The organism is Halomonas sp. MS1, assembly GCF_024182575.1.
GTDB lineage: Bacteria > Pseudomonadota > Gammaproteobacteria > Pseudomonadales > Halomonadaceae > Vreelandella.
In genome coordinates this window covers 1,249,352-1,263,014 of sequence record NZ_CP098926.1, presented here as the reverse complement: position 1 = coordinate 1,263,014, position 13,663 = coordinate 1,249,352, and the positions used below count along the sequence as shown (strand labels likewise).

Here is a 13,663-nt window from a genome sequence, read left to right as displayed (position 1 = left end):
TCATTCAGCCGTTCGGTACTGTCTGACGGTCTCCATCAATTCCTCACCGAACACATCGGAATACTCGTTCCATACTCCTTGAATCCGCTCGTTGAAGGCCGCCGTGTCGACTTCATTTATCTGCATACCTTCTGCAGCCAGCATTTCGAGCATGTTTTTATCATCCTCTTGGGTCATAGCACGCTGCTTATCGCGCCACTCGTCTGCTAGCGATTGGATAACTGCCTGATCATCCGCATTGATCTTGTTCCAAGTAAGGTCAGCAATTGTTAAGCAAGCAGGAGCCCAAACATGGCCCGTTAAAGAGATGTAATCTTGAACTTCGTAAAAAGAAGAGGAGTGAATAATGGAAAGGGGGTTTTCCTGAGCGTCGAAGACGCCTTGCTGTAATGCCGAGTAGAGTTCACCAAAGGAAAGTGGGGCGGGGTTTGCACCGAGTGCTTCAAAAGTATTTAGACGCATCCTGTCAGGAGTGACCCTGATTTTTAGACCTTCTAGATCGTTCGGAGACTCAACTGGCCCGCGGTTGTTAGTAACGTGACGGAAACCATTCTCCCACCAACTGAGAATTTTAATATTCTTATTTTCCGCTAGTTCTTCGAGGATACTGCCTAGTTCACCATCATAAGCTGCGTAGGCTGCTTCTCGGTTCTCCCAAGAGTAAGGCAGCTCAACGATTCCAAACTTGGGTTCTAAGGATTGAAAGGATCCGCACCCAATAACTCCGGCATCCATACTGCCAATTTGCATGCCCTCTACCATTCGGGTTTCATTGCCAAGCTGGCCGCTAGGAAAAACCTGAAAATTTACACGCTGATCGGTAGCTTCTCGTACGTCATGAGCAAAACCTTCCGCAGAGACATGCCAGTTATGAGTTGGTGCCAAGACATGACCAAGCTTGATATCCAATGCTTGAACATTGCTGCAAAAAGCACTTATTCCGATAAGGCTGAAGAGCGCAAGAGGGGTTGGTTTCATTGTGATACCTGTTGTCATTAATTTTGGTGTTTTAAAATCAATCGCACAGGTAATAGACTCGTCGGATAAAAACGCTGTAGCAATTTTATAATTCTTATTTTTAATATTTACGTGTTTTATATGACGATTTTCATGATTTTTTATTGAGGGTGCTGGTTGGTGACAAAGGTGAGGGGTTTTTCTAATGTTTCATAGAGAGATAGTTTTTAGGGTTCTAGTATAAAAAATTATTTCTGGTTAATGGTTTTATTTAAATAATTGGTAGTTATTAAAATGCCTATTGATTTGCTTTGTATTTTTTGTGGCTTTTGATAGTGTACGTTTGAAAAAATATACTCTCGTACCTTATAGCAGTTAGTTGAGCCGTATAGGGGCTCTCAATACTTTTATATTGAAAACCCTTGGGCTAAGTCGCAAAAAGCTTTGGCAGCTGGGCTAAGTGGACGGTTACGAGGCCATGACAGACCAAGCTCCATAGGTGGAATGGGATTGCTTAACTCAATATGTTCGATGCGTTTACCATCCAGTGACCATGGGCGATAGACCATGTCCGAAAGAATGGTTACTCCGGTTCCATTAGCCACCATGCTGCGGACCGCCTCTACTGAAGAAGTGCGAAATAAAATATTGGGCGTGATGCCCTCGGGTTTCCAGTATTTCAGAGCTGTTTGATCGGCTTCGTCTACGGTCAGCATGATATAGGGGTAATGAGCAATGTCCTTTAGGGTGATGCTTTCTCGCTTTAGCAGCTCATGCTGTCCATTAACCCATAGTCGACGCCTAGATTGTGTGAGTGTCATTTTTTCCAACCATTGATGGTGCTCAATGTTTGAAGTCAGCACGATGGCCAGATCGAATTCGCCTGAGGCTAGGCCCTGTTCAATGTCAGGGCGAGACACTTCATGTAATTCAACTTTAACCCAGGGGTAGCGGCGCTGAAATTGCGCCAGCAATGGAGGCATAAAATAGCCAGCTACCGTATATGTCATAGCCAGTCTCAATGTGCCTTTCAGGGTCGGCCGAGTATCTGTTAGGCCTTCAAAAGCATCATCAAGTGCCTGAAATGCATAATTAACTCGCTGTAAAAAACGCGTGCCTTCTCTCGTTAATGTCATACCGCGACTAGTCCGTCTGAATAGCGCTACGCCTATTTGCTCTTCAATCTCTTTAACCCCTGTAGTGATCGAAGACTGAGACACATTCAGGTCAACTGCCGCCTGAGTCACACGCCCACTTTTTGCTACTGCCATGAAGTAACGTAGTTTTCGTAGTGACAGATCACGTGCCATAACGGGCCACCTTGAGCGTTCGTTTTTTTTGATATCACTCTACAAAAATTAATATTACCAATGTCTCTTCGTAACTGTCATTAATAAACGTAGTAACCAAGGAGAGACCCAATGACAAAAACGATTGATTTGAATGCTGATATGGGCGAAAGCTTTGGTGCTTGGTCGATTGGTGACGGTGTGGATGCCGACATCATGCCTTTGATCAGTTCTGCCAATATTGCTGCAGGATTTCATGCCGGTGACCCGACGACGATGCAGCATACTCTGCGTTTGGCATCGCAGTATGGCGTTGGTGTGGGGGTTCACCCGGGGTTTGATGACTTGGTAGGTTTTGGCCGTCGAGCAATTGCTGCACCTGCTGTAGAGCTGGTTAACGATGCCATATATCAGTTAGGCGCACTGCGTGAGCTAGCTTGCCTTGAAGGCATCAAGATGCACCATTTTAAATTGCATGGCGCCCTGTTCATGCATGCAGCTAAAGATGCCGATTTTGCAGAGCAGTTGTGTTCGGCCCTAGCCAAAGTAGCACCTGAACTGCCGATATATTGTTTGGCAGGCTCTGCTTTTGATAAGGCAGCCAAGGCACTTGGCTTACCCAGAGTTAATGAGTTCTACGCTGATCGTGATTATAACGATGAGGGCAGTATTGTTTTTGTCCGCAAGGTGCAACGCCTTGATCCAGAAAAAGTAGCGCAGAAAGTGTTGCGTGCCTGTGAGCAAGGCAGGGTGGAGTCTGTAAGCGGCAAGATAGTACCGGTTACTTTCCAATCCGTATGTATCCATAGCGATACTCCAGGTGCGCTAGCACTGGTTAAGGCCGTACGTAACACATTGGATAAAGCAGGTATCAAGGTTGCTGCTCCCTGAAGCTATGCGGTTTGTAGGTAATGCTTAGAGATGGCATTGCTGTAGATAGCAACAACTCTAATTTACAGGAGAAAGATAATGACAACACAACAGATCCAAGCTCCCTTTCCTGGTGTTTTTTACCGTAAATCTGCTCCAGATGACCCCGTTTATGTTGAAGAAGGCCAAATGGTTCAAGTTGGCGATGTGATAGGTTTAATTGAAGTAATGAAACAATTCGTTGAACTTAAGGCTGAAATATCCGGCACATTGGCAAGCTTTAGTGCCGAGAATGAAGCTGTTCTGGAAGCTGGTGACGTAATAGCCACGCTGGAGGTTAGAGAATGATACGCCGCCTCCTAATCGTTAATCGTGGTGAAATAGCTCTGAGAATCGTACGGGCAGCGCGGGAGCTCGGTCTAACTAGCATTGTTGCTCATAGCGAGGTGGATGCGGATACGTTAGCTGTCCAGCAGGCTGATGAAGCGATTTGCATAGGACCACCCCAGGCAGCGAAGAGCTATCTTAATATTCCTAATGTCATGGAAGCTGCTCGGAAATGCCAAGCGGATGCTATTCATCCTGGCTATGGCTTTCTTTCCGAAAGCGCCAGCTTCGCCCGTACAGTAAAAGAGTCAGGCCTGATTTTTATTGGTCCAGATGCCGATATTATCGCTCGTATGGGGGATAAGGCCGTGGCTCGCCAGACCGCGACTAAAGCAGGTGTGCCTGTGGTACCAGGCTCTCCACACGCTGTAGAAGGGCTTGAAGAAGCACTAGAAGTTGCCAAGACCGTAGGCTACCCGCTGTTGATAAAGGCCGCAGCTGGTGGGGGTGGTCGTGGTATTCGTGTAGCCGAAAATAGTGACATGCTGGCCAAACAGTTACCTCAAGCACAGGCCGAAGCCCAAGCGGCGTTTGGCGATGGGCGTGTTTATTTAGAGCGTTTTATTGAGCGCGCTAGGCATATAGAGGTACAGGTGCTGGGTGATGGTAAGCGTGCGGTGCATTTTTTTGAGCGTGAGTGCTCGCTTCAACGCCGTCGCCAGAAGGTGTTTGAAGAAGCTCCTTCACCAGCCATTGATGCAGAAACACGCCAGCGTCTGTGCGAGTCCGCTGTGGCGCTGGCTGAGCACGTTGGCTATCTAGGAGCAGGCACACTGGAGTATCTATTCGATGACAAGACCGGTGAGTTCTTCTTTATTGAAATGAATACACGGATTCAGGTTGAGCATCCAGTGACAGAAATGGTTACTGGCTTCGACCTAGTCAGGGCAATGATCAAATTAGCCGCAGGCCAGCCTCTCGAGATTGTTCAGAGTGACATCACTTTGAACGGCTGGGCAGTAGAGATGAGGATTAATGCCGAAGATCCTGATCGTGATTTTTTCCCTTCACTAGGCACGGTAGAAAAGCTTGTGTGGCCTACTGGGCCTGGCGTGCGCATCGATAGCGGTCTGTATGAAGGCTATAAGATGCCGCCTTTTTATGACTCGCTGGTCGCCAAACTGATCGTGTGGGATGAGAATCGTGAGCTTGCGTTAACCCGAGCTGGACGTGCGCTGGATGAGTTTCAGTTGCAAGGCTTTACAACTACCGCTGGTCTACACCGTCGCCTGATTGAAGACTCTGCTGTTAAGGCGGGCGCATATGATACTGCATTTCTAGAACACTGGCTTACTGAGCCCACTTCGAGTGTTATCAATTCAAACAAAGCCAATTCAAAGGAGGTCATCAATGAGTAATGAGATGACTGCCACAACCCGCTATAGCCAGGCGGGCGACGAATTTTTGTTCGTTGAGTTAAGTGAAGAAATGACTTTGGAGGCGTTCTTCCGTTCCATTTCGATTACCCAGCGTCTCCGTGATATTGCTCTGGCTGGAATTATTGAAATTTGTCCCGCTAACGCATCCTATCAGGTGCGCTATAACCCAGATGAAATATCCGCCAATGAGCTTCAGCATAGATTGGTAGCTTTAGAGCAAGAGGTGGCCAGCCAGGAGTCGCGTACCCTGGAAACCCGTGTGATTGAAGTGCCTGTACTTTATAACGATCCTTGGACCCATGAAACTTTGTTGCGTTTTCGTGAGCACCATCAAGACCCGTCTGCTACCGATCTGGAATACGCAGCGCGTATTAATGGATACGACACGGTAGATGCACTTATTGACGCGCATAGTGCAACGCCCTGGTTTGTTTCCATGGTGGGCTTTGTCGCGGGATTACCGTTCATGTATCAAATGGTGCCACGTGAGCGTCAGATTCAAGTGCCGAAATATCTACGTCCTCGAACAGATACACCGAAACAAACAGTAGGTATTGGTGGTTGTTTTAGCGTGATTTATTCCGTACGTGGGGCGGGTGGCTATCAGATGTTTGGTGTAACACCGATGCCTATTTATGACCCTACGGGCGAGCAACCGCATATCGATGGCTCTATGATTTACTTCCGCCCTGGCGACATCGTTAAGCATCGTGCCGTTAACCGAGATGAATATGACGCTCTGTTGATAGCTGCTGAAAAAAGAGAGTTCAAACCAAGAATTTCTCCGTTCACCTTTGATCTGGACGCCTTTAATCAAGATCCGGATGGCTATGCACGTCATGTTAAGGAGGTATTGTATGAGCATTGAAGTCATCAAGCCGGGCCTAGCATCGTCGATTCAAGATAAAGGCAGGGAGGGTTATTATCACCTGGGAATTCCTCCTTCTGGCGGTATGGATCAGCGGTCATTAATAGCGGCAAACCTTTTGCTGGGAAATCATGAAGGCGCTGCTGTCATTGAATGCGCGCTAATGGGGCCAGAGTTGCGTTTTGACGAGACACGCAAAGTGGCAGCCTGTGGTGCTGAGATGATTCCTCGCGTTAATGGGGAGGCTCAACCACTAAACGAAGTGTTTGAGGTGCCAGCCGGGGCGACGCTTAGCTTTGATTTCGTCAAAGCAGGTGCGCGGCTTTATCTTGCTATCGAGGGTGGAATTGAGGTGCCTGAGCGGTTGGGTAGCCGCAGTACCTATGCGCTTGGTTCGCTGGGTGGAATGCAGGGACGGACTTTGCAGGCCGGTGATATCTTGGCACTGATGCCATTATGTGGGCAGGCAACACTTGGGCGTCGCTTGCCTGCATCATTAATACCTGAGTTTTCTAAGCAATATAAGTTGCGAGTAGTGCCGGGCCTTTACGCGCACCGTCTGATACCTGCGAGTGAAGCACGATTTTATGCAGAAGACTGGACGGTAGCATCTGAAGCTGATCGAATTGGTTACCGAATGAAAGGAGGTACCCCACTTTCTTTTATTGAGCGTGAGCCACCCTTTGGTGCGGGCGATGATCCTTCCAATATTGTCGATGCCTGTTATCCGATTGGTTCTATTCAGATACCTAGTGGCAGTGAGCCTATTATTTTGCACCGAGATGCCGTATCGGGTGGTGGCTACGCCATGATCGGCACCGTGATTAGTGCCGATATGGACACTGTAGGACAAATTCAACCTCATCAGAAAGTACGCTTCTTAAAAGTCACGCTTGAAGAGGCGTTAGCAGCGCGAGCCCACTATCAAAAAGCTTTGGATCAATTGAGACAGATGCCTTAACGACGGCGATTTGTTCCCAGAGAAGCCTGCGGTGCACGTCAGGTTAATTGACAGTACACCGCAGGCCAAACACTTATCGGTTGTAGAAGCTATTGTTTAGGTGCATCAGCGCTTTCTCACGGGACAATAAAAACTACCCCCATAATAGCGGTTCACTACTCAATAACATTTCTCTTTAAATTACAGAGAAGTTGTTGCTGAACTGTTGTTTCTAAAATAAACGAAACAATATAAAGGAAAGTGAAATGAGTAATAAAAATCAAAATAATTCATCTGATCTCGACTTCTCAGAACGGCCGGTTCCACTCGAAGGTAGGATGCCTAAATTAAATTTAATGATGGCTTGGTGGGCAGTTTGTAGCGCCATTTTTTATATGGTGGTGGCAGCGGCCATGGCCCGTAGTTATGGCACTACTAACGCACTGATCGGTATTGTGCTGACGGTGATTGCCTATGGCGTTATTAATGGTGTAATCAGTCGCTACTCAATGAAAACAGGGTTAACAGTTGCTTTGTTTTCAAAAATTTTATTTGGCCATTTTGGTGCTGTAGTTGCAACTTTAATATTCTTTGCAACAGCTCTCTATTACGCCGTTTTTGAAGGTTACGTTATGGCCCTGGTGCTCTCTGAATGGAGCGGCACTCTTCCCATGGCTGTAGCTACTGCAATCGTGGTGTTTTTTGGGGTTGCATTGATATTTGGAAGTGTGCAGCACTGGCTCGATAAGTTTAATGGTGTGCTATTGCCGGTCTATGTAGTAGGAATGTTGATTGCGGTTGGCATGGCGATCGCTGAGTTTGGTTATCCCACTGGTTGGCTGACGCGTGTACCAGACAGTGGCGCCCCAAGCTTGGGGTGGTTACATACCTTTGCCTACTATATGGGTGTCTGGGTATTAATGATGTTTACCTTTGACTATGCGCGGTTTGGACGTACTGAAGACTCCGGCTTTCACACTCATATCACTTTTGGTATTCCTTTCTACGCTATGACCTTCCTATTTAGTGGGGTGGTAGGCATTTTATTAGACTCTATGATACCTACGGACGGTCTTTCCGAAGCATCAATCGTACTAGGGTTACTGGAGTTGATGGGATTTGGTGGTTTGTTGCTGGTTTGGGTGACACAGAGTCGTATCAATACGGCCAACTTCTATCTTGCAACCGTCAATTTTGAATCCTTTATCCGCAAAGTAACAGGCATTCAGATGTCAAAAGTGGCTGCTGGGTGCGCTATTGGTGTCATTGCTTATGTATTGATGATGGCAGATGTATTTTCGTACATCCTCCAGGCGTTGGCATATCAAGGGGTCTTTGTGGTTGCTTGGGTGGGCGTCGCATTAGCGCATATCTTATCCAAAACCTATCAGGATCGTTTCAATGGTCATGTCGAATTAGATAACGCCTATATACCTGCCTTTAATCCTTGTGGTTTGCTGGCCTGGTGTGGCGCCACATTGACGGGCATTGTGATAATGAATATTCCTGCTATCGCTGGCTTCTCTGCTCCAGCCACTTTTGCTTTTGCCTATGTTGCTTATAGTCTTGGTCTAAAGTTTGCAAGAGAAGAGTGGTATGTTGCTAGTCTTAAATAGTAGCACCAAATTAATAAGTAATTATTTTATAGTTTGAATAGAGCTTTGCGTGGGCAGTTGAGAGCAAGTTGCTAACTTTTAGAGCAGCTCTGTCCACGTTTTTTTAAGACTTTTTTTAATGGCTTGTTAATACGTTTTTTTACTGGTTATTAATGAGGGTTCTTGATTTTAGGTGGTGTTTTTGTTGGCATGAAAATATAAATATATATTTTCTTCTTTCCTCAAGCGAAAAACATGAGTAAAACAATTATAAGGAGTCGATATGCCTGATATAAGAGTTGCCGTTGACGCAGGTGGAACTTTCACTGACGTGTGTATTTATAACTCGTCCACTCAAGAGTTCCGTGTCACTAAAGTACCCTCTACGCCAAATAATCCCATGCAGGCAGTGATCAATGGGGTTAGGCGAGGTGAAATCGAACTGGCTGATGTAGACCTGTTCTTTCATGGAACGACTGTCGCTACGAATGCATTGATTACACGACGCTTCCCAAAGGCATCTTTGGTGACGACCAAAGGCTTCCGTGATGTTATCGAAATCCGCGATGGTACTAAAGATAACCTCTGGGATGCTTATGCGGATGTAAGTGGCCCCTATATTCGGCGGCGTGATCGCTTTGAGGTCACTGAGCGCGTTGATTATGCCGGTGAAATTGTCACCCCGCTGAATGAGCAGGAGGCGAGAGAGCTGGCACGTAAACTTAAGCGACGAGGCACCACAACGATCGCTGTATGTTTTATGAACTCCTATGCCAATGCACATAATGAGCAGCGCATGCGTCAGATTCTCGAAGAAGAGATTCCCGGCGCCAATGTATCCACGTCTTCAGAGATACTGCCCGAAATTTTTGAGCATGATCGCTTTAATACTGCAGTAGCCAATACGGTACTAGGGCCGCTGGTATCCGATTATGTTAAGCAGTTGGATGATGAGTTGACCGCTGGTGGCTACGTCAATGATTTACTGCTTTTACACTCTGGTGGCGGATCGATGACACCAGCGATGGCCAAACATTTTCCTGTACGCCTGGCAGCATCTGGCATTGCAGCCGGTGCCATTGCAGCTAAGCATATCGCTGAACAGTGTGGCTACCAAAATGCAGTCGGCTTGGATATGGGCGGGACATCAACAGATATTTCCCTAATCCATGATGGTGAACTGCGGGTAACCAAACAGTGGGGTGTGGAGTACGGTCACCCAATTGTATTTCCTAGCATCGAGGTGTTGACCATTGGTGCTGGTGGCGGCTCGCTAGCCCATATCGATATTGCTGGTGCTTTACGCAATGGGCCCCAATCAGCTGGCGCGGATCCAGGTCCAGCTTGCTACGAGCGTGGTGGCATGGAGCCTACTAATACTGATGCCAACATAGCATTAAATCGCCTGGGTACTAGCTTGGCCGGTGGAGCACTAGAGCTTAACCGAGATAAAGCTATTGACGCGATCAAAGATAAAATCGGCCAACCGCTAGCGCTAGAAACAGCCGAGGCTGCCCAAGCTATCCTAAAGGTAGCGAATGCCAACATGGCGGATGCTGTTCGCTTAGTTTCCATTCGCCGTGGTCTCGATCCGCGTGATTTTGCCCTGATTGCTTTTGGAGGAGCAGGTGCATTGCATGGCGCTGAAGTTGCCAGAGAGCTTGGTATCCCTGCAGTGATCATACCGCCCAATCCGGGGGTTACATCAGCCATGGGCTGCTTGCTAGTGGATATCCAGCATGATCTGTCGATGATGTATACCGCATCCGCTGATAGCGCTGATACTAATGATCTTGAGCATCAGTTCTGTGACCTGGAGAAGGAGGCAGCCGATCGCCTGCGCCATGAAAACGTTGCGGATGAAGATGTCGTGCTTCAGCGAGGGATTTCAATGCGCTACCAGGGGCAATGGCGTTCACTGCAAGTGCCGATGAATAACAGCGCCCACTCACTAAAAGATGCGATGGAAACCTTTCATCAGGAGCATGAACGCCAGTTCTCATTCCGCCAGGATACACAGCCGGTCGAAATCTATCAGTTGCATCTTCGTGCTATTGGTAAAACTCCTAAGCCGTCGTTCACACCCTTTGAAAAGATTGTCGGTGCAACGGTAGAACCGCATGCCCAAAGGGATGTGTTCTTTGATGGCCAGTGGCACGCCACCCCCATTTATCAACGTGAAACACTTCCACCCGGTTTTGAACTGGCAGGCCCAGCGATTATTGATCAGTTGGATTCTACAACTGTCGTTCCCCCTAACACGACGGCGTTAATTGATGAGTGGAAAAACATCCGGATTCAGATCATCGAAACAGGAGAGCGCGCATGAACATGCCCAACAAAATTAACGTAGGCACCCTAGATCCGGTTACGTTTGAAGTGCTGAAAAATGCGTTTGCTACAAGCGTTGATCTCATGAGTGAGCAGATCCTGCGTACCTGTTATTCGTTTGTGATTTATTCCCGTGATTTTTCTTCTGCGCTGTGTGACGCCAAAGGTAATACCGTTATGCAGGGCAGTGGTGATATCGCCGTGCACGTGGGCACTCTTCACTTTCAATGTAAAGCAGTATTAGAAGAGTTTGCCGATGATATTAAGCCTGGTGACGTATTTGCCATTAATGACCCCTACCGTGGAGGTACTCATCTTAATGATGTTAGCTTCATCCGGCCGATTTTCGTCGCTGATGAGATTATCGGTTTCGCCCAAAATAAAGGGCATTGGGCGGATATTGGAGGCAATGTTCCTGGATCTTTTGATGTCAATGCTAGTACTCACTTTAGTGAAGGGCTGCGGATTACTCCGATACGGGTCTGGCGTCAAGGAACCTTCTTACATGATGTTGCTCAGTTGCTGGTTTCCAATACGCGGGCTCCGAGTCAGGCACTGGGCGACTTGCATGCGCAAGCGGAGGCTACTGCCGTGTGCGAACGAGAAATCCTGCGCCTAGTTGAGAAATATTCCAAAGAAACAGTTATCGAAGCCATGCAGGAGACACAGGACTACGTCGAACGTATCGTATTGAAAAGCTTGGCAGACATGCCTAAGGGCGAATGGGAAACAGTAGATTATATTGATGTCGATCCTGCACAGGGAGAAGGCATGGTTCCTATTTGTATTAAGCTGAAACTAGATGGTAACGGCATCCACTATGACCTATCGGGCTCGGCACCAGCCGTCTCCACCTTTCTAAATTCTGGTTATGGCACAACCCACTCAGCCATTTACGCGGGCACTAAGACATTCTTTCCAGATGTACCGCTAAACTCAGGCTTTTATCGTGCTGTGACAGCAAACATTGGTGAAGAGGGTAGTGTGGTTAATGCAGGCTGGCCGCATGCAGTGACTGGCTTTTGCTCGGGCCCCTACGAAAAAATCATGAATGGTGTCTTCGAATTATGGAGCGGTATCATGCCGGAACGGGCCATGGCCTGTGCCTTCAATTTAGAGTATTTGTTGATTGGCGGTAATGATGGACGAACAGAGTCAACTAACTACTTTATGTGGTATGACTGGATGGCGGGAGGCTGGGGAGGCCGCCAAACGAAGGATGGGTCTTCGGCAACATCCCCTGTTTTTGGTACAGGTCTCGCTGTGCAGCCTGTAGAAGGTCAGGAACGTCTTAACCCAGTGTTGACGATGTGTCATGAAATCAGCATGGACTCAGGTGGCCCAGGGCGTTTTCGTGGTGGATGTGGGGTGCAGAAAGGAGGAGTGCTTACCAAAGTCGACAAGACAGTAATGAGCTATTGCTGTGACCGTGGTCGCTCGGTAACTTGGGGGCTTAATGGCGGCCTACCTTCCGTTCCACACGGCGTGTGGATTAATAAAGGCACTCCAGATGAAAAATATCTGGGCGCAACATTCTCCAATGTGCCAGTGCATTCAGGCGATACGTTTACACGACCCTCTGCAGGTGGTGGAGGCTTTGGGGACCCGCTAAAACGTTTGCCGGAAGAGGTACTTGAAGACGTTATTGATGGCTACGTCTCAGTGGCTCGGGCTGAGCTAGATTATGGGGTTGTGATTACCGTAAACGATGCAGATATTGATGATTATGCGATAGATACTGAAGGCACTTCTAAAGTGCGGGATATGATTCGTAAAGAGCGCCATCAATGGTTGCAGTCACCGCCTGAACAAGTGGCTCGCCAATACCGTGATGGTGATTTAGATGTACTGGATGTGATTCGTCGTTATGGGGTGGTGCTTGATTGGGGAACTGGCGAATTGCTTGAAAAATCAACCCAGCAATACCGTGAGTCACTGCGCAGGCGTTCATCGGACCATTGGGCATGATCCAGGGTATTTTCATCGCCATTAACAAAAGCCATTGAGGCCAACGACTCGTAGCCCCGCCGCAAATTTTGGTGGGGCTCTAACGACTCGATGATGAGGCGAATAAAATGAATAATGCCAGCATCGATAAAAGCCATTCTAGTGCCATGTTACTGTCCAGCTCGCAGGAACGCTGGACCAAGTTGGTTTCACAAACGTATTTCCCACTGACTCTAAATTACGGGAACCCGGAAGCACGCTTTCAAGGATCTTTGAAAGTATGGAAGGCGGAAGGCAGTGATTTTTCACTATCGAGACTGTGTTCTTACCAAGCAGAGTACTCACGCTGCCAGTCGCAAATAGCACAAGATGACCACGCTTCTTTTCTGGTCACAATTCCACTGCGTACCCATGTTTTTTTCACTCAACACGGCCGTAGCCTGAATTGCCCGCCAGGTCATTTTATTGTTGAACAGGGTGATGCCCCTTACCGCTTTGGCTATGAATTACCGAATGATATGTGGGTGTTCAAAGTCCCTAGTCAATCGATGACACACAGAATTCGCAGGCCAGAACGATATTCGCAGCACTGTTTTTCAGCAGAAAAAGGCATTGGCTGTGCTTTTGTAGAATTCTTGATGATCTGCTCTCAAAGGGTCGATGAATGCAGTATCAATGACCAGAACCGCTTGTTTGAGCAGGCGTTAAATATGCTAACACTCGTCTTAGAGCAGGATGAGCGTGTTCTTAATAGTGATCAGTCGCACCTCAAAACCGCACATCTTATGCGTATCGAGCGCTATATTTCTGCCAACCTTGGTGACCCTGATTTGACACCTGCTCGTATCGCCCACTACAGCGGCATTTCATTACGTTATCTGCACAAACTATTTTCCGGTTCAGGCTATACCGTACGTGAATGGGTAAAGGTGCAGCGCCTTGAAGCAGCACATCGAGATCTGGAAACTACGCCCACTGGTATTAATATCGGTGAGATTGCTTATCGCTGGGGGTTTTCCGATCAGGCTCAATTCTGCCGAGCCTTTAAACAGCATTATGGCTACTCGGCCAGTGAGCTTCGGTTCCAGATAGTTTAGGTA

11 protein-coding genes are annotated in these 13,663 nt (G+C 47.6%); 9 read left to right on the top strand and 2 right to left on the bottom strand.

Features of this window, described 5'->3' with window-relative positions:
* Together NF683_RS05585 and NF683_RS05580 are read right to left on the bottom strand one after the other, a co-directional pair.
* Positions 1–978, bottom strand: a complete 978-nt coding sequence (locus NF683_RS05585) for a TRAP transporter substrate-binding protein (protein ID WP_253921508.1) — start codon at positions 976–978, stop codon at positions 1–3.
* Positions 979–1,364: 386 nt separating this feature from the next.
* Complete coding sequence (locus tag NF683_RS05580) at positions 1,365–2,267, bottom strand: LysR substrate-binding domain-containing protein (RefSeq protein ID WP_253921507.1); 903 nt, start codon at positions 2,265–2,267, stop codon at positions 1,365–1,367.
* Positions 2,268–2,378: 111 nt separating this feature from the next.
* Here NF683_RS05580 and pxpA point away from each other — a divergent pair, with 111 nt between their 5' ends.
* The 9 genes from pxpA (at position 2,379) to NF683_RS05535 (ending at position 13,660) form a co-directional block, all read left to right on the top strand.
* Entirely contained in the window at positions 2,379–3,137 is a 759-nt protein-coding gene (pxpA, locus tag NF683_RS05575; RefSeq protein ID WP_253921506.1) for a 5-oxoprolinase subunit PxpA, read from the top strand.
* A gap of 78 nt (positions 3,138–3,215) precedes the next feature.
* Complete coding sequence (locus NF683_RS05570) at positions 3,216–3,464, top strand: acetyl-CoA carboxylase (protein WP_120386141.1); 249 nt, start codon at positions 3,216–3,218, stop codon at positions 3,462–3,464.
* Positions 3,461–4,861 carry an acetyl-CoA carboxylase biotin carboxylase subunit gene (locus NF683_RS05565; RefSeq protein ID WP_253921505.1) on the top strand — a complete coding sequence of 467 codons (1,401 nt, stop codon included), beginning with the start codon at positions 3,461–3,463 and terminating at the stop codon, positions 4,859–4,861. The genes NF683_RS05570 and NF683_RS05565 overlap by 4 nt, the downstream gene beginning before the upstream one ends.
* The gene (locus NF683_RS05560; protein WP_253921504.1) at positions 4,854–5,750 is read left to right on the top strand and encodes a 5-oxoprolinase subunit B family protein; all 897 of its coding nucleotides are present in this window, start codon (positions 4,854–4,856) and stop codon (positions 5,748–5,750) included. Before NF683_RS05565 ends, NF683_RS05560 begins: the two co-directional genes overlap by 8 nt.
* Positions 5,740–6,711 carry a 5-oxoprolinase subunit C family protein gene (locus NF683_RS05555; RefSeq protein ID WP_095603541.1) on the top strand — a complete coding sequence of 324 codons (972 nt, stop codon included), beginning with the start codon at positions 5,740–5,742 and terminating at the stop codon, positions 6,709–6,711. Before NF683_RS05560 ends, NF683_RS05555 begins: the two co-directional genes overlap by 11 nt.
* 245 nt (positions 6,712–6,956) lie before the next feature.
* On the top strand, positions 6,957–8,306 hold the full coding sequence (locus tag NF683_RS05550) for a purine-cytosine permease family protein (RefSeq protein ID WP_253921503.1): 1,350 nt from the start codon (positions 6,957–6,959) through the stop codon (positions 8,304–8,306).
* Positions 8,307–8,568: 262 nt separating this feature from the next.
* Entirely contained in the window at positions 8,569–10,614 is a 2,046-nt protein-coding gene (locus NF683_RS05545; protein ID WP_253921502.1) for a hydantoinase/oxoprolinase family protein, read from the top strand.
* Positions 10,611–12,584 (top strand): hydantoinase B/oxoprolinase family protein, encoded by a 1,974-nt coding sequence (locus NF683_RS05540; protein WP_253921501.1) that lies wholly within the window; start codon positions 10,611–10,613, stop codon positions 12,582–12,584. The genes NF683_RS05545 and NF683_RS05540 overlap by 4 nt, the downstream gene beginning before the upstream one ends.
* A gap of 107 nt (positions 12,585–12,691) precedes the next feature.
* Positions 12,692–13,660, top strand: a complete 969-nt coding sequence (locus NF683_RS05535; protein ID WP_253921500.1) for an AraC family transcriptional regulator — start codon at positions 12,692–12,694, stop codon at positions 13,658–13,660.
* Positions 13,661–13,663: the final 3 nt, after the last annotated feature.

Bases quoted from the DNA above. Each gene is read 5' to 3' on its own strand.
- NF683_RS05585 (WP_253921508.1), bottom strand. From the start codon at position 978: ATGAAACCAACCCCTCTTGCGCTCTTCAGCCTTATCGGAATAAGTGCT.
- NF683_RS05560 (WP_253921504.1), top strand. From the start codon at position 4,854: ATGAGTAATGAGATGACTGCCACAACCCGCTATAGCCAGGCGGGCGAC.
- NF683_RS05565 (WP_253921505.1), top strand. From the start codon at position 3,461: ATGATACGCCGCCTCCTAATCGTTAATCGTGGTGAAATAGCTCTGAGA.
- NF683_RS05580 (WP_253921507.1), bottom strand. From the start codon at position 2,267: ATGGCACGTGATCTGTCACTACGAAAACTACGTTACTTCATGGCAGTA.
- NF683_RS05540 (WP_253921501.1), top strand. From the start codon at position 10,611: ATGAACATGCCCAACAAAATTAACGTAGGCACCCTAGATCCGGTTACG.
- NF683_RS05550 (WP_253921503.1), top strand. From the start codon at position 6,957: ATGAGTAATAAAAATCAAAATAATTCATCTGATCTCGACTTCTCAGAA.
- NF683_RS05570 (WP_120386141.1), top strand. From the start codon at position 3,216: ATGACAACACAACAGATCCAAGCTCCCTTTCCTGGTGTTTTTTACCGT.
- NF683_RS05555 (WP_095603541.1), top strand. From the start codon at position 5,740: ATGAGCATTGAAGTCATCAAGCCGGGCCTAGCATCGTCGATTCAAGAT.
- NF683_RS05535 (WP_253921500.1), top strand. From the start codon at position 12,692: ATGAATAATGCCAGCATCGATAAAAGCCATTCTAGTGCCATGTTACTG.
- NF683_RS05545 (WP_253921502.1), top strand. From the start codon at position 8,569: ATGCCTGATATAAGAGTTGCCGTTGACGCAGGTGGAACTTTCACTGAC.
- pxpA (WP_253921506.1), top strand. From the start codon at position 2,379: ATGACAAAAACGATTGATTTGAATGCTGATATGGGCGAAAGCTTTGGT.